Raw genomic sequence first — 15,340 nt, 5'->3', positions numbered from 1 at the left:
CGTGAAACATGCCGCTACATCGGATTCAGTGCGACACGTCCACGGCGATGTGGTGCGTGCCGATGCGCTTGCGGAACACCCAGTAGGTCCAACTCTGGTAGAGCAGGACGATCGGCGTGGCGATCACGGCACACCAGGTCATGATCTTCAGGGTGTACTGACTCGACGAGGCGTTGGTGACCGTGAGGCTCCAGTCCGCGTTGAGCGAGGACGGCATGACGTCCGGGAAGAGCGACAGGAAGAGCATCGCGACGGCGGCCACGATGGTCAGCCCCGAGAGAATGAACGCCCATCCCTCCCGCCCTGCGTTGACCATCGCCAGCGCCGCGACGAGGGCGACCACGGCCACGATCAGCGCGGCCAGCGACGCGCCGTCACCGCTGTCGGCCTGGGTCCAGATGAGGAAGACCAGCGCCAGCACGGCTGTCGCCAGGCCGACCTTCAGAGCGAGCTTCCGCGACCGCTCCCGGATGTCTCCCACCGTCTTGAGGCCGACGAACACCGCCCCGTGGAAGGTGAACAGCGTGAGCGTGACCAGACCGCCGAGGATCGAGTACAGGTTGAGCAGATCCCAGAAGTTGCCCACGTACTCGAAGTTCCGGTCGATCTTCACTCCGCGCACGATGTTGGCGAAGGCCACACCCCACAGGAGCGCCGGGATCAGCGAGGTCCAGAAGATCGCCGTCTCCCAGTTGCGCTGCCAGTGCTCCTCGGACCTCTTCGCCCGGTACTCGAAGGCGACACCGCGCACGATCAGACAGACCAGGATGATCAGAAGGGGCAGGTAGAAGCCCGAGAAGAGGGTGGCGTACCACTCGGGGAAGGCGGCGAAGGTCGCACCGCCGGCCGTGAGCAGCCATACCTCGTTGCCGTCCCAGACGGGGCCGATCGTGTTGATCAGCACCCGCTTCTCGGTGCGGTCGCGAGCCAGCAGCTTGGTGAGGATGCCGACTCCGAAGTCGAAGCCCTCCAGGAAGAAGTAGCCGGTCCAGAGGACCGCGATGAGGACGAACCAGACGTCGTGAAGTTCCATGACTCAGCAGCTCCCTGAGCCTAGTAGGAGAAGGCCATCGGCTTGTCGGCGTCACTGGAGTCGCCGCCGATCCTGGTGGGCGGGTTGAGATCGGACTCGGTGAGCTCGGGCGGCCCCGCCTTGACGTACTTCGCGAGCAGCTTGACCTCGATGATCGCGAGGATCGCGTAGATCAGCGAGTAGACGGTCAGCGACGTGATGACCTCGCCCTGCGAGACCGTGGGGGAGACGCCGAACCGGGTCTGCAGAACGCCGTACACGACCCACGGCTGACGGCCCATCTCGGTGAAGATCCAGCCCCAGGAGTTGGCGATCAGAGGGAACGCCAGGGTCCAGATGGCGATGCGCCAGCCCCACTTGGTGAGCTTCGGGCCGAGTGCCTTGTTCTTGAACAGAACCAGATGCGGTGCCTCGTCCTCGCCGACCCTCAGGTGCTGGGGCAGCATGAACTTCTTGCGGGTCAGCCAGAGTCCGACGATACCGATCGCGAAGGACGCCATGCCGAAGCCGATCATCCAGCGAAAGGCCCAGAAGGTGACCGGGATGATGGGGCGGTAGTCGCCGGGACCGTACTTCTCCTGCTCGGCCTTGTTCGTGTCGTTGATGCCGGGGACGTACGAGTTGAAGTCGTCGTCGGCGAGGAACGACAGTATCCCCGGGATGGACAGCTCGACGGTGTTGTGGCCCTTGCTGACGTCTCCGTAGGCGAAGATCGAGAACGGCGCGGAGTCCTGACCGTCCCACAGCGCCTCGGCGGCGGCCATCTTCATCGGCTGCTGCTTGAACATGATCTTGCCGAGGGTGTCGCCGCTGATCGCCGTGAGCAGACCGGCGATGACGACGGTGATGAGGCCGAGCCGCAGCGAGGTCTTCATGACGGCGACGTGCCGCTTGCGGGCCAGGTGGATCGCGGCGATGCCCACCATGAAGGCGCCGCCCGTCAGGAAGGCCGCCGTGAGGGTGTGGAACGCCTGGGCCAGCGCGGTGTTCTGGGTCAGCACGTGCCAGAAGTCGGTGAGTTCGGCGCGGCCCTTCGCCTTGTTGATCCGGTAGCCGACGGGGTGCTGCATCCACGAGTTGGCCGCGAGGATGAAGTACGCCGACAGGATCGTGCCGATGGAGACCATCCAGATGCAGGCGAGGTGGAGCTTCTTCGGGAGCCTGTCCCAGCCGAAGATCCACAGCCCGATGAAGGTGGACTCGAAGAAGAAGGCGATCAGCGCCTCGAAGGCGAGCGGCGCACCGAAGATGTCACCGACGAAGCGTGAGTAGGCGGACCAGTTCATGCCGAACTGGAACTCCTGGACGATGCCGGTGACGACGCCCATCGCGATGTTGATCAGGAAGAGCTTGCCCCAGAACTTCGTGGCTTTGAGGTACTTCTGATTCTCCGTACGCACCCAGGCGGTCTGCAGGCCGGCGACGAGCGCTGCGAGCGAGATCGTCAGGGGTACGAAGAAGAAGTGGTAGACGGTGATAATTCCGAACTGCCATCGCGCCATGGTCTCTGGCGCCAAAGCCAATTCCACGTCGTCAGTCTCCTTACGTCGCCGTGGTCACAGCGGCAGTTTGCCCGCTTCGTAGCAGACATCACGGGATCAACAGGACACGCTTGTGAACGCGTTCACATTCACAAGCAATTATGACGCATGCCCGTTCGAGGGAGGAGGGGCGGGGGGTCCCTAACTGGGACCGAGGGGCCCCGACCCGGACCCGAGGGGCTCCGGACCGGAGAAACCGGGCAGCCCGGATGCGTGAGTGACGCCCGAACCCGCCCGGCCGACGCCGGCCTCCGCCCCGTCTGCACCGCGTACGCCGAGAGGCCCGTACGCGGTCGACGCGTACGGGCCTCTCTCCGGACTCACCGGCGGATGCCTCACGAGTGACGGCCAAGCCTGTCCCGGTGGACAGTTGGTCCGCCGTGCGGCTACAGCCCCTTGGGGAAACTCTCGGTCGCCTTCAGGAAGATGTCGTTCCCCTCGGTCTCACCGATGGTGACGCGGACACCCTCGCCCGCGAAGGGACGCACGACGACACCGGCCTGTTCGCAGTGCGCGGCGAAGTCGAGGGTGCGCTCCCCCAGGCGCAGCCAGACGAAGTTGGCCTGCGTCTCGGGCACGGTCCAGCCCTGACCGCGCAGCGTGTCGACCACCCTGGTGCGCTCGGAGACCAGGGAGCCGACCCGGCCGAGCAGTTCGTCCTCGGCCCGCAGGCTCGCCACCGCGGCGTCCTGGGCCAGCTGGCTCACGCCGAACGGCACGGCCGTCTTGCGCAGCGCGGCCGCCACCGGCTCGTGAGCGATGGCGAAGCCGACCCGGAGACCGGCCAGCCCGTACGCCTTGGAGAAGGTGCGCAGCACACAGACGTTGGGCCGGTCACGGTAGATCTCCACACCGTCCGGCACCTCGGCGTCACGGATGAACTCGCGGTACGCCTCGTCCAGCACGACCAGCACATCGCTCGGCACCCGGTCCAGGAACCGCTCCAGCTCGGCCCGGCGGACCACGGTGCCGGTCGGGTTGTTCGGATTGCAGAGGAAAATCAGCCGCGTCCGGTCGGTGACGGCGTCGGCCATCGCGTCCAGGTCGTGCACCTCGCCCGGGGTCAGCGGCACCTGCACCGAGGTCGCCCCACTGATCTGCGTGATGATCGGGTACGCCTCGAAGGACCGCCAGGCGTAGATGACCTCGTCACCGGGACCGCTCGTGGCCTGCAGCAGCGACTGCGCGACGCCGACCGAGCCGGTGCCCGTCGCCACGTGGGAGGCGGGGACGCCGAAACGGTTCGCCAACTCGTTGACCAGCCCCGTGCACGCCATGTCCGGGTAGCGGTTGAACGAACCGGTCGCCGCGGCCAGGCTCTCGACCACGCCGGGCAGCGGTGGGTACGGGTTCTCGTTGGAGGACAGCTTGTACGCCACAGCGCCGGCGGCGGCGGGCTTGCCGGGCTTGTAGGTGGGGATACCCGCCAGCTCGGCACGCAGCTTGGGGTTCGTGTCGCTCACCGCAGTCCTCCTCGTGACCACCAGCGGCTCATGACCACCACCGGCTCCTAATACTTCTCACCTTATGAGGATTCCGCGCCGCTGCGAATGGCCTGTGGACAACCTGACACCACCTCGTGCCCGGCCGGGTGATCATCCACGCACGCCGGCCGCACCGGTCCCGGCCGTCGCCGTCGCACGGCCCGGCGGCCGTCCCCGTACGAAGTCGTACGAAAGGGGGCGCGTCGGCGACTATCACATGCGCCGGTGGCTCACGCCGTGGCGCGCATCCCTCGTACAGGTGAGTTGAGACCTCTTCGAAACATGGCCCGCTTGGCAGGTCCATACGCGTCGACAAGTCACGTATCGGGATGGGATCGGTCAACTACCTTCACTTCAAAGGGATTTAGACGCTATCGATCATGCAGAAACGTGCCTGTCAACGTGCGCATATGCGTCCGCACTACCCCACCGTATGAGCCCTACTATCGGCTCGCCATGACAGCAGCAGGGAAGCACCAGGTGAGCCGGGCGGAGACCTCCCGCCGAGGCGGTCGGCCGGGCCGGGCGGGCATCAGAGACGTAGCCGCGGCAGCAGGGGTCTCCATCACAACCGTGTCCGATGCCCTCAACGGCAAGGGGCGGCTCCCGGACGCCACCCGACGCCATGTCCGCGAAGTCGCCGACCGGCTGGGCTATCGCCCCTCGGCCGCGGCCCGAACCCTCCGTACCGGCAAGTCCGGCCTGATCGGCCTGACCGTCACCACGTACGGGGATGAACCTTTCACCTTCACCGAGTTCGCGTACTTCGCCGAGATGGCCAGAGCCGCCACCTCGGCCGCGCTCGCCCGGGGATACGCCCTGGTCATCCTCCCCGCGACCTCCCGCCACGACGTGTGGTCGAACGTCGCCCTGGACGGAACCGTGGTCATCGACCCGTCCGACCAGGATCCGGTCGTCAGCGAGCTGGTCCGCCAGGGGCTGCCCGTCGTCTCCGACGGCCGGCCCGCGGGATCGCTCCCGGTCACCGCCTGGGTGGACAACGACCACGAGGCCGCCGTCCTCGGCATCCTCGACCACCTGGCCGCCGCCGGCGCCCGCCGCATCGGCCTCCTCACCGGGACCACCACGGACACGTACACCCACCTCTCCACCACCGCATACCTGCGCTGGTGCGAGCGCGTGGGCCAGGATCCGGTGTACGAGGCCTATCCCGCGCACGATCCGTGCGCGGGGGCCGTCGCAGCCGACCGGCTCCTCGCCCGGCCCGACCGCCCGGACGCCGTCTACGGCCTCTTCGACCCGAACGGCACCGACCTGCTGGCCGCCGCCCGCCGCTACGGTCTGCGCGTACCCGACGACCTGCTGCTGGTGTGCTGCAGCGAGTCGAACGTCTACGCCAGCACCGAGCCGCCCGTCACGACCCTCTCCCTCAAACCGCGCAGAATCGGCACGGCCGTCGTCCAGCTGCTGATCGACGCCATCGAAGGGGTCGAATCGGACCAACCGGTCGAGCAGGTGATACCGACGGAGCTGATCGTGCGGACCTCGTCGCAGCGCCGTTCGCCCCGGACGACCGTCAGTCCGCCCCGATCACCCGAGCAGGGCTGAGGCCGGATCCGGCTTGGGCGGGGCGAGCCCCGCCCAATTCGGGCGAAAACCGCGGTGAACTGGGCTCCTGTTCCGATTCACCACCCCTGGGTCATCACATGGCGCGATCCGCATTCCTATGATGGGCGGACGACACCGCGGGCCGCTGCGACCAGGCAGTCCGAACCGGTGCAGATGCGGCGCGATGGTGGTGGAGGGGTCGATGACTCAGGGGGCCGGTCAGGGACCCGAGGTGGTGCGGACGGCGACGTTGCGCGACTTCCGGGTACCGGGGTACGTCCACGAGACCGGTCCGTATGCGCAGAACACGCCTCATGGCGAGGGCGCCGGACCCGTCGGGGAGAACGCTCGGTACGCGTCGGGAGAGTCCTCCCCCTACACGTCCGGGAAGGCTCCTGCGGAGTTCCCGGAAGGGTTCTCCGAGGGGTACACGCCCACGCAGCGCGATCTGCCGGTCATCAACCGCGGCGACACGCGGCAGGTCGCCGTCGACCCGTCGGGCGCGCCCGTCCCGGCGCCGGGCGCCGGACCCGGCCCGCTGTACGTCGTCGGGGACGTGCACGGCTACCTCGACCAGCTCGTCGCCGCCCTCCAGGCCAAGGGCCTCGTCGACGCCGCCGGGAACTGGTCGGCCGGCACCTCGCGCCTGTGGTTCCTCGGCGACTTCACCGACCGCGGCCCGGACGGCATCGGCGTGATCGACCTCGTGATGCGGCTGTCCGCCGAGGCGGCCGCGGCCGGCGGCTACTGCAAGGCGCTCATGGGCAACCACGAGCTGCTGCTGCTCGGCGCCAAGCGGTTCGGCGACACCCCCGTCAGCTCCGGCGCGGGCACCGCCACCTTCCAGGCCGCCTGGCTGCTCAACGGCGGTCAGAAGACGGACATGGACCGCCTCCAGGACCACCATCTGCAGTGGATGGCCCGCCTCGACGCCATGGAGCTGGTCGACGGACACCTTCTGGTGCACTCCGACACCACCGCCTACCTCGACTACGGCGACTCCATCGAAGCGGTCAACGACACCGTCCGCGAAACCCTCACCCGCAACGACGCCGAGGACTGCTGGGACCTCTTCCGTAAGTTCACCCGGCGCTTCGCCTTCCGCGACGACGGCGCCGGGGCGGTCCACGAACTGCTCGACCTGTATGGCGGCACGCGCATCGTCCACGGCCACAGCCCTATTCCGTACCTTCTGGGCGAGGTGGGACCGGAGGACGGCGAGGCCGGAGCTGGTCCCGTGATCGAAGGACCGCACGTCTACGCCGACGGTCTGGCCATCGCGATGGACGGTGGAGTGACCATGGCCGGAAAGCTGCTGGTCCAACAACTTCCCCTGGATATCTGAGCGTTCACCGGGCAGGCGTCCGGCGGACAGACCGCTGCGGACAGGGGCCAATTTCTGGAAACCCCCTGTCACGGCGTGCCGTCACCGCTCTACCATCGGCTTATCCGTAGCAGGCTCCCCTCCGTTTCTGCCCAACGGCTCGTCAGCGTGCGAGCCACCAGCCCTACGGAGCATCGGGGGATGCAGATGAACAGCGTTCCGCAGCACCTGCTGAGCGAGGACCGCCAGGAATACGAGCGGATCCTCGATGAGGCGCTGCGCTCCGCACCACACCGCCCGGAACTCGCCGCTGTCGGCCAGCGGCTCAACCTCGAACAACTGCGCACCATGGCGCTCAACGCCACAGCCCTCATCACGACGGCCGCGTCGGACGAGTACGCGCACTACGTGAAGATCCGCAGCGAACTGCGCCGGCCGGTGCGGTCCGCTGTCGTGAGCGAGGAAACCGGCTCCACGGAGCCGGGCACGACCGTGCTGGGGCTCGCCGCCACCGTGGGGGAGGTCACCGAGACCGCCGGAGCAGGCGCGGTCGCCGTCGTCGCGGTGCTCGCCCCCGTCCTCGCCGGGACGGCAGCGGTGATCTTTCTGCTCGTGGGCTATGCCCTGAGGATGCTCGATCCTGAGCCGACCGTCGCCCGAACCCTCCTGACCACCGGATGGGTCTTCGGCGCGATCACGGCGGCCGCCATTCTGGTCGCCGCGGCCGGACTGCTGCTGACCGCCCTGCGCAACAGCTCGTCCTCCCTCCAGGCCGAAGCGGGCGACGAGCTGACCGGACAGGTCACCCGGGCCAAGGAGGCCTGGCGTGATGCCCTGCTGGAGCGCGGCATCATGCCGTTCCTCCGGGAAGCCCTCGCGGACCCGGGCTCGGCGGCACTGAGCCGCCCCGCACCGGCCCCCAGCCGTATTCCCCACCTCGGTTACGGCAGGCCGGGGTTCAGCAGCCCCGAGGACGGACCGGCGGCAGGCTCGCGCCCGAGCTTCTCCAGTCCGGACTTCACCAGCCCGGACTTCGGGGGACCTGAACACCAGCCCGAGTGACCCGGCCGGCCGACGGCCGGGTCAGAGGCAGGAAAGGGCCCGCGCGGGTGCGCGGGCCCGTACACCGTTGCCGGTGCGGCCCTTTCCGGCTGCCGCGGGCGCGTCCGTACGGCCATGGCAGGGCCCTGCCCGCGGCCCGCCGCGGGCACCGGTCCCTCCCGTTCACGGCTGCGGCGCGGGCGTTCCGGCCTCGGCGCCGGCGGTTCTCCACACCCGCCTCCGGGCGGCCTGGGGGCGTCCTGCAGGCGTCATGCGCTGTCTTCGGGTGCCTCAGATGATGCCCAGCCGCCGCGCCTCCTTCGTCCACGACGGGAACTCGGACAGCAGCCGGTCGTAGAGCTCCGGATCCGGTACGTCGCTGATGTCGTCGACCGCGAAGAAGCCCACGTTGTCGACGCGCCGGCCCGGCAGGGTGTCGAACCGCTCCAGAACGCCGTAGTTGGAGCGCCCCAGTCCGACGAACTGCCAGAAGACCGGCTCGTCCACCGCCTCCCGCAGCTCCTTCTCGATCTCCTTGTTGCGGTAGACGCCTCCGTCGGAGAAAAAGAGCACCAGGGTGGGATCGGCGGCCGGGTGCTCGCGGACGAACGTCCGGACCTCGGCGATCACCTTCTGCTCCTCGTTCTGGATGCCGACCGCCCGCATGTCCACCTGTCCCGGCAGCAGGCCCTTCTTCGGCTTCTTCCTTCTGAACAAGGTCAGTTCACCCACCCGGACATGGCGCTCCAGCCAATCCGGCAGATCGCCCAGGGCGAGGTCCGGCAGCCGGGCCGGGTTCGACGCGAAGGTCCACGCCTGCATCTCCCCGTCGTCGTCCAGTTGGGCCGCCACCGCGGCCATCCGTTCCACCACATCGGCCACGACGCCCTTGGAGTACAGGAACGACATCGACCCGGAGGCGTCCAGGACCAGGATGACGCGGGCCCTGACACCCACCGCCCCGTGCTTGCGCAGACTGACCGCCACCTGCTCCTTGCGCAGGGAGAGCCGCTTGCGCATGTCGACGGGCAGCCGCTCCTCGCCCTTGACGAGACGAGGAGCCGAGCCGAGAGCCGGGGCCGGGGGCGTCTGGGGCGCGGGAGGGAGGGGCACGGTCGGGGGTGCCGGTGCCGACGGGGGTGCCGGGGGGACGGGCGCGGTCGGGGGTGCGGGGACCGGCGGGGGTGCCGGTGCCGCTGCGGAGGCTCCGACGTCCGCGCTCCCCGCGGTGCCCGGCTCCTCGTCCACGCTGATCCCGAAGTCGGTGGCCAGGCCCGCGAGCCCGGAAGCGTACCCCTGGCCCACCGCGCGGAACTTCCACTGACCGCCCCGCAGATACAGCTCGCCTCCGATGAACGCCGTCTCCGTCGTCGCCTCCATCTCGAAGAACGCCAGTTCCTCCCCGGTTACGGCATCGAACAGCCTCAGTCTCAGACCCGACAGCTGGCCGAAGGTGCCCCCGTCGGCGGAGGCGCCCAGGACCACGCGCTGGATCTCCGGCTCCAGGGCACGCAGATCCACCTCGACGGTGTCCGTCGTCCCGTCCCCCTCCCGCCGCTTGCCCGAGTGGCGCACGGCGCCGGAGGCATGCCGGGGCTGGTTGTAGAAGACGAAGTCACCGTCGTCGCGCACCCGCCCGTCCGCCCGGAGCAGCAGGGCCGAGGCATCGGCGTCCGGCGCACCGGGGCCTCCTGACCAGCCGAGTACGACCCGCACCTCCTGCGCGGCGACGGGAAGGTTGGCACCCTTGCTCATCGATGTCGGTGTCATGCGCCCAGTCTCCCTGGAGAAGCCGTCGGTGGGTCCGGCCGATACGCCCGCGCGCGGGAAGAGCCGGCCGCGTCCGTCGCGGCCCGTACGAACGCGCGCAGCCGCTCGGTGGTGTTGCCCTCCATCCACACCAGTCCCCGTTCGATCGGCTGTGCGTCGTGAAGGGGTACGTAGGCGACGTCGGGCCTCGGGTAGTAGTGCCGCGAGTGCTCCCCGACCGGGAGGACGCCCCGCCCCATCGCGACCAGGGTCAGCATTTCGGAGAACGACCCGCCGGCCGGCCCCTTCGGAACGGTCCTGCCCGAGGGGGTGTGGTCCGGTGTGCGGTCCCGTTTGAACGCCGCCGAGGTCACCCGGGGGTACTGCACCACGGGATGGTCCGCGAGCACCTCGAGGGACAGCCGTTCCTCGCCGGCCAGCGGATGACCTGCCGCGACGGCCAGGACCCGTCTCTCCCGCAGCAGTGCGGGTCCGCAGGCCATGCCGTCGAAGGGGAACGAGGCCAGCAGCACGTCGACCGAACCGTCCAGCAGACTCGCCCGGGAGTTGGAGAGCTGAACCTCCCGCACGTCGACACGGCAGTCCGGGTGACGTTCACCGAACAGGGCGACCGCCTTGAGAAGCGTGGGCGCCGTCCACTCGCCGAGGAAGGCGACCCGCAGTTCTCCGGTGACGCCCCGGCCGGCGTCGGCCGCCCTTCGCAGCGCCCCTTCCATCCCGGCGACCAGGGGCGCCAGGTCGTCCGCCAGCTGCCGGCCGATCGCGGTGAGCCGGACGGAACGGCTGTTGCGTTCGAACAGCAAGGCTCCGACTCTGCGCTCCAGTGCCTTGATCACCTGGCTGACGCGCCCGGTCGTGATCAGCAGCCGCGCGGCGGTCCGGCCGAAGTGCAGTTCCTCGGCCAGCGTCAGAAAGATCTCGGTCTCCAGCCGCTCCAGCATGAAACCCCCGGCGTTAAATCTGACTCAACGGTCGTACAGCGATCATGCCTTGATGGCGTCCGTCTCGCGGCGGATCGTAGAAGGCGTCCACCCGGCCGCGGGAGAGCCGCCAAGGCCCCGGCCGGCCGAGCGGACAGCACCTCCGCGCCCGGTTCCGCCCACCGCCACGCCCGCCACGCCACCACTTCCACCGCACCCATCACGCACTTCCCGAACGGGGACCCACATGACTTCCTCGGACATCACCGTCTACCTGAACGGTCTCGACGGCCCGCTGCGCGACATCGGCGAGAGAACCAGGCACGTCATCGACTCGGCCCTTCCCGACGACTCCGGCGCGCTGTGGCACGGCCATCCCACCTGGAGCCTCGGGGACAAGCCGGGGCGGGCCCCGGTCTGCCTGCTCAAGGCTTCCACGTCCTACGTCACCTTCGGCCTCTGGCGCGGCCAGGACGTGGCCGATCCATCGGGCCGGCTGGTCGCCGGAGCCCGCCGGATGGCCTCCGTGAAGCTCGGCCGTGCCGACGAGATCGACCCCGCCCTGTTCAGCGCGTGGCTTCGCCACGCCATCGCCCTGGAGACGACATGACCGCCCTGCGCGTGAAGGCCTTCGACCACCTGGTCCTCAATGTCGAGGACGTCGAACGGTCCCTGGCCTTCTACACCGGACTTCTGGGCCTCGAACCCGTGCGCGTCGACGAATGGCGGCACGGCCGGGCCCCGTTCCCGTCGGTGAGGGTCACGGCCGAAACCATCATCGACCTGACCGCCCACAGCCGTGGGGGGTCCAACGTCGACCACATCTGCCTCACCGTGGAACCTCTGGACTGGGACCAGGTCATCGCGTCGGGATCCTTCACCGTGCTCGAGGGGCCCGTGAAACGCTTCGGCGCGCGCGGCAACGCCACCTCGGTCTACGTCCAGGACCCGGACGGCAACACCGTCGAACTGCGCTGGTACCCGCAGGACGTCACACCGTGACCGTGCCGAGGGCAGCGGTCCGGGTGTCCGCCCCGGACCGCGCCCCCGTGATCCGGCTCAGTCGGCCAGCGGCAGGTACACGCGGTTGCCCGCCTCGGCGAACTCCCGGGACTTCTGAAGCATGCCCTCGGAGATCTCCTCAGCTGAGGCGCCGTCGGCCACGTCACCGCCAAACCGCTCGTTGATGTTCTGGCTGATCTTCATCGAGCAGAACTTCGGCCCGCACATGGAGCAGAAGTGGGCCGTCTTGGCGGGCTCGGCCGGCAGCGTCTGGTCGTGGAACTCCCGCGCCGTGTCCGGGTCGAGAGCCAGGTTGAACTGGTCCTCCCACCGGAACTCGAAGCGGGCGTCGGAGAGCGCGTCATCCCATTCCTGCGCACCTGGGTGCCCCTTGGCGAGGTCGGCTGCGTGGGCGGCGATCTTGTAGGTGATGACGCCGGTCTTGACGTCGTCACGATCGGGCAGGCCCAAGTGCTCCTTGGGCGTGACGTAGCAGAGCATGGCCGTGCCCCACCAGGCGATCATCGCGGCACCGATGCCGGAAGTGATGTGGTCGTACGCCGGCGCGACGTCCGTCGTCAGCGGACCGAGGGTATAGAACGGAGCTTCATCACAGATCTCCTGCTGAAGGTCGATGTTCTCCTTGATCTTGTGCATCGGGACATGTCCCGGGCCTTCGATCATCGTCTGTACCTGAAAACGCTTCGCGACCCTGTTGAGTTCCCCGAGCGTCCTCAACTCGGCGAATTGCGCCGCGTCGTTGGCGTCCGCGATGGAACCCGGCCGCAGCCCGTCGCCGAGCGAGTAGGTGACGTCGTACGCGGCGAGGATCTCGCAGAGTTCCTCGAAGTTCTCGTACAGGAACGACTCCTTGTGGTGCGCGAGGCACCAGGCGGCCATGATCGAGCCGCCGCGCGAGACGATGCCGGTCTTGCGGTTCGCGGTGAGCGGCACGTACGCGAGGCGCACGCCCGCGTGAACCGTCATGTAGTCCACGCCCTGCTCGGCCTGCTCGACGACGGTGTCCTTGTAGATCTCCCAGGTCAGCTCCTCGGCACGGCCGTCGACCTTTTCCAGCGCCTGGTAGAGCGGCACGGTGCCGATGGGGACGGGAGAGTTGCGCAGCACCCATTCACGCGTGGTGTGGATGTTGCGTCCGGTGGACAGGTCCATGACCGTGTCGGCGCCCCATCGGGTCGCCCAGGTCATCTTGTCGACCTCCTCCTCGATGGAGGAAGTCACCGCGGAATTGCCGATGTTGGCGTTGACCTTCACCAGGAACCGCTTGCCGATGATCATCGGCTCGATCTCCGGATGGTTGACGTTCACGGGCAGCACCGCTCGGCCCGCGGCGATCTCCTCCCGTACCACCTCGGGGGCGACGTTCTCACGGACCGCCACGAACTCCATCTCGGGCGTGATCTCACCGCGTCGCGCGTAGGCGAGCTGGGTCACCGCCTGCCCGGCCCGCCCCCGGCGCGGCTGGCGCGGCCGGCCGGGGAAGACCGCGTCGAGATTGCGCAGCCCTCCGCGCGGGGACGTGTGCTTGATCCCGTCGTCCTCGGGACGGACGGGACGGCCCGCGTATTCCTCGGTGTCTCCGCGGGCGATGATCCAGCTCTCCCGCAGCGGCGTCAGCCCCCTGCGCACATCGGTGTCGACGGACGGATCGGTGTACGGGCCAGAAGTGTCGTACAGCGTCACGGACTGCCCGTTGGTGAGGTGCACCTGGCGAACCGGCACCCGCAGATCGGGGCGGGTACCCCCGACGTATGCCTTGTGCCAGCCGATGGACTGCCCGTCCTGGCCGTTCGGGGACGGCGGGGAAACCCCGTCCGTCCGACTGGAGACAGGCGTGCGTACATCCTTGTCGGTCATGAGACCTACTCCCTACGCCGGCATTACCCGGTAACAGGTTCAGCGGTCGACGCAGCGGCTTCCGTCGCCGATGTTTCATGTGAAACATCGCGAAGACGGAGGTCAGCGCCCTCTCAGCCCGGTGCTCCGAGCTCCCGCGTGTGCAAAGGTGCCCCCACGCTAGCGTCATGTTTGGCGCGGTGAACAGAGGGCCCTTGACGTTCTTGCGATGATCGGGCGGTGACGACGACCCGGCAGCACCCGCTCCCCCCGCCCGAGCCACCGCGCCGTCCCGGCTCCGACGACGGCCGTGGGCATGGCTCCGCTGTCGGTCACGAGCAAGAGCACGGCCACGGCCATGGACCGGGCGGTGATCATCACGGTTCGGGCGACGGTCACGGGCCGGGTCCCCGCCGCGGGCACAACGAGCCCGTGGGCACCGGACACGGGCATTCCCACAGCCACGGTCCCGCCGCGCCGGTCTCCAAGCAGCTGCGCAAGGTCATCGCCGCGGTACTGATCCCCTTCGCGGCCGCGGTCGTGGTGGGTCTCGTGGTGCTGTGGCCCGGCGGCGCGCCGTCCCACGAGCGCACCGGTGTCGGGTTCGACCGGCAGACCCAGCAGGCGACGGTCACGAAGATCGACCAGGTGGACTGCAAGTCCGTGAACGCCTCCTCGGGAACCGCGACGGGCGGCACCTCCTCCGCCGGGGATCCCTCCGCTCAGTCCGGGGCGGGGGGAGAGTGCAAGAAGGCGACCGTCCGCATCGACACCGGTAAGGACAAGGGCCGCACGTTCACCGAGATCGTTCAGCCCGATCAGTCACGGCAGTTGCACCAGAGCGAGAAGGTCGTCGTCGCGTACGAACCCTCCGCCCCCAAGGACCTCCAGTACTCGGTCACGGACGCGAACCGGAAGCTGCCCCTGACACTGCTCGCCGTGATCTTCGCGGTGGTCGTCGTGGTGATCGGCCGGATGCGCGGCATCATGGCCCTGGTCGCCCTGGCCATCAGCTTCGTGATCCTGAACTTCTTCATCCTGCCCGCGATCCTGCAGGGCTCGAACCCGCTGCTCGTGGCCGTCGTCGGGTCCAGCGCGATCATGCTGATCGCGCTCTACATGTGTCATGGTCTGTCGGCCCGGACGTCCGTGGCGGTGGTCGGCACCCTGCTCTCCCTGGTGCTGATCGGGCTCCTCGGCTCGGTCTTCATCGACTGGGCCGTACTGACCGGCAACACCGACGACAGCACCGGCCTGATCCACGGTCTGTACCCGTCCATCGACATGAGCGGCCTGCTGCTGGCCGGCGTCATCATCGGTTCGCTCGGTGTCCTGGACGATGTGACGGTGACGCAGACGTCCGCGATCTGGGAACTGCACGAGGCGAACCCGACGATGGGCTGGCGCGGCCTGTACCGCGCGGGCATCCGTATCGGCCGCGACCACATCGCGTCGGTCGTCAACACGCTCGTCCTGGCCTACGCGGGCGCGGCGCTGCCGTTGCTGCTGCTCTTCTCGATCGCCCAGAGCAGCGTGGGCACCGTCGCCAACAGCGAACTGGTCGCCGAGGAGATCGTGCGCACGCTGGTCGGATCGATCGGTCTGGTCGCCGCGGTGCCCGTGACGACCGCGCTGGCCGCGCTGGTGGTCGCCGCGGACCGCGAAGGCGGCACGCCCGTCCCCGCACAGCCCGCGGCTGACAGGACGCCGGCACGGAGCGGGAAGGGACGCCGCCGCAAGCACTGAGCCGTCCCGCGACAGCGCGGAAACCATCCTGCACAGGCGTCCCTTGTGAGGAA

Annotated in this window: 12 protein-coding genes; 6 read left to right on the top strand and 6 right to left on the bottom strand. The window is 68.7% G+C overall.

From position 1 onward, the window contains the following. Positions 1-25 precede the first annotated feature (25 nt). The 3 genes from cydB to hisC form a co-directional block, all read right to left on the bottom strand. A complete protein-coding gene (gene cydB, locus OG780_RS21520; RefSeq protein ID WP_328450580.1) occupies positions 26-1,033 on the bottom strand; it encodes a cytochrome d ubiquinol oxidase subunit II in 1,008 nt (335 codons plus the stop codon). Positions 1,034-1,053: 20 nt separating this feature from the next. After that, a complete protein-coding gene (locus OG780_RS21515; RefSeq protein ID WP_328450578.1) occupies positions 1,054-2,562 on the bottom strand; it encodes a cytochrome ubiquinol oxidase subunit I in 1,509 nt (502 codons plus the stop codon). A 398-nt stretch (positions 2,563-2,960) separates the two neighbouring features. Further along, the gene (hisC, locus tag OG780_RS21510) at positions 2,961-4,037 is read right to left on the bottom strand and encodes a histidinol-phosphate transaminase (protein WP_328450576.1); all 1,077 of its coding nucleotides are present in this window, start codon (positions 4,035-4,037) and stop codon (positions 2,961-2,963) included. A gap of 477 nt (positions 4,038-4,514) precedes the next feature. On the opposite strand from hisC, the gene OG780_RS21505 reads away from it, so the two are divergent. The 3 genes from OG780_RS21505 to OG780_RS21495 all read left to right on the top strand — a co-directional run bounded on the left by OG780_RS21505 (position 4,515) and on the right by OG780_RS21495 (position 8,013). Next, positions 4,515-5,627 carry a LacI family DNA-binding transcriptional regulator gene (locus OG780_RS21505; RefSeq protein ID WP_328450574.1) on the top strand — a complete coding sequence of 371 codons (1,113 nt, stop codon included), beginning with the start codon at positions 4,515-4,517 and terminating at the stop codon, positions 5,625-5,627. A gap of 202 nt (positions 5,628-5,829) precedes the next feature. After that, complete coding sequence (locus OG780_RS21500; RefSeq protein ID WP_328450572.1) at positions 5,830-6,972, top strand: metallophosphoesterase; 1,143 nt, start codon at positions 5,830-5,832, stop codon at positions 6,970-6,972. 180 nt (positions 6,973-7,152) lie between these two features. Further along, a complete protein-coding gene (locus OG780_RS21495; RefSeq protein WP_328450570.1) occupies positions 7,153-8,013 on the top strand; it encodes a hypothetical protein in 861 nt (286 codons plus the stop codon). Between the two features lie 270 nt (positions 8,014-8,283). Here OG780_RS21495 and OG780_RS21490 read toward each other — a convergent pair whose 3' ends face one another. Both OG780_RS21490 and OG780_RS21485 read right to left on the bottom strand, forming a co-directional pair. Continuing rightward, positions 8,284-9,762 carry a VWA domain-containing protein gene (locus OG780_RS21490; RefSeq protein ID WP_328450568.1) on the bottom strand — a complete coding sequence of 493 codons (1,479 nt, stop codon included), beginning with the start codon at positions 9,760-9,762 and terminating at the stop codon, positions 8,284-8,286. After that, a complete protein-coding gene (locus tag OG780_RS21485) occupies positions 9,759-10,703 on the bottom strand; it encodes a LysR family transcriptional regulator (RefSeq protein WP_328450566.1) in 945 nt (314 codons plus the stop codon). Before OG780_RS21485 ends, OG780_RS21490 begins: the two co-directional genes overlap by 4 nt. 226 nt (positions 10,704-10,929) lie before the next feature. Here OG780_RS21485 and OG780_RS21480 point away from each other — a divergent pair, with 226 nt between their 5' ends. After that, positions 10,930-11,292: a DUF1801 domain-containing protein gene (locus OG780_RS21480; protein ID WP_328450564.1), complete on the top strand. Its 363-nt coding sequence runs from the start codon at positions 10,930-10,932 to the stop codon at positions 11,290-11,292. Continuing rightward, positions 11,289-11,684: a VOC family protein gene (locus OG780_RS21475; protein WP_328450562.1), complete on the top strand. Its 396-nt coding sequence runs from the start codon at positions 11,289-11,291 to the stop codon at positions 11,682-11,684. The genes OG780_RS21480 and OG780_RS21475 overlap by 4 nt, the downstream gene beginning before the upstream one ends. A gap of 57 nt (positions 11,685-11,741) precedes the next feature. On the opposite strand, the gene thiC is transcribed toward OG780_RS21475, so the two are convergent. Next, the gene (thiC, locus tag OG780_RS21470) at positions 11,742-13,562 is read right to left on the bottom strand and encodes a phosphomethylpyrimidine synthase ThiC (RefSeq protein WP_328450560.1); all 1,821 of its coding nucleotides are present in this window, start codon (positions 13,560-13,562) and stop codon (positions 11,742-11,744) included. Between the two features lie 219 nt (positions 13,563-13,781). Here thiC and OG780_RS21465 point away from each other — a divergent pair, with 219 nt between their 5' ends. Continuing rightward, positions 13,782-15,287 carry a YibE/F family protein gene (locus OG780_RS21465; RefSeq protein WP_328450558.1) on the top strand — a complete coding sequence of 502 codons (1,506 nt, stop codon included), beginning with the start codon at positions 13,782-13,784 and terminating at the stop codon, positions 15,285-15,287. Positions 15,288-15,340 lie beyond the last annotated feature (53 nt).

The organism is Streptomyces sp. NBC_00386, assembly GCF_036063235.1.
GTDB lineage: Bacteria > Actinomycetota > Actinomycetes > Streptomycetales > Streptomycetaceae > Streptomyces.
This window is presented reverse-complemented; position numbering and strand designations above follow the sequence as displayed.

Bases quoted from the DNA above. Each gene is read 5' to 3' on its own strand.
- cydB (WP_328450580.1), bottom strand. From the start codon at position 1,033: ATGGAACTTCACGACGTCTGGTTCGTCCTCATCGCGGTCCTCTGGACC.
- OG780_RS21505 (WP_328450574.1), top strand. From the start codon at position 4,515: ATGACAGCAGCAGGGAAGCACCAGGTGAGCCGGGCGGAGACCTCCCGC.
- OG780_RS21500 (WP_328450572.1), top strand. From the start codon at position 5,830: ATGACTCAGGGGGCCGGTCAGGGACCCGAGGTGGTGCGGACGGCGACG.
- OG780_RS21495 (WP_328450570.1), top strand. From the start codon at position 7,153: ATGCAGATGAACAGCGTTCCGCAGCACCTGCTGAGCGAGGACCGCCAG.
- OG780_RS21490 (WP_328450568.1), bottom strand. From the start codon at position 9,762: ATGACACCGACATCGATGAGCAAGGGTGCCAACCTTCCCGTCGCCGCG.
- OG780_RS21485 (WP_328450566.1), bottom strand. From the start codon at position 10,703: ATGCTGGAGCGGCTGGAGACCGAGATCTTTCTGACGCTGGCCGAGGAA.
- OG780_RS21480 (WP_328450564.1), top strand. From the start codon at position 10,930: ATGACTTCCTCGGACATCACCGTCTACCTGAACGGTCTCGACGGCCCG.
- OG780_RS21475 (WP_328450562.1), top strand. From the start codon at position 11,289: ATGACCGCCCTGCGCGTGAAGGCCTTCGACCACCTGGTCCTCAATGTC.
- thiC (WP_328450560.1), bottom strand. From the start codon at position 13,562: ATGACCGACAAGGATGTACGCACGCCTGTCTCCAGTCGGACGGACGGG.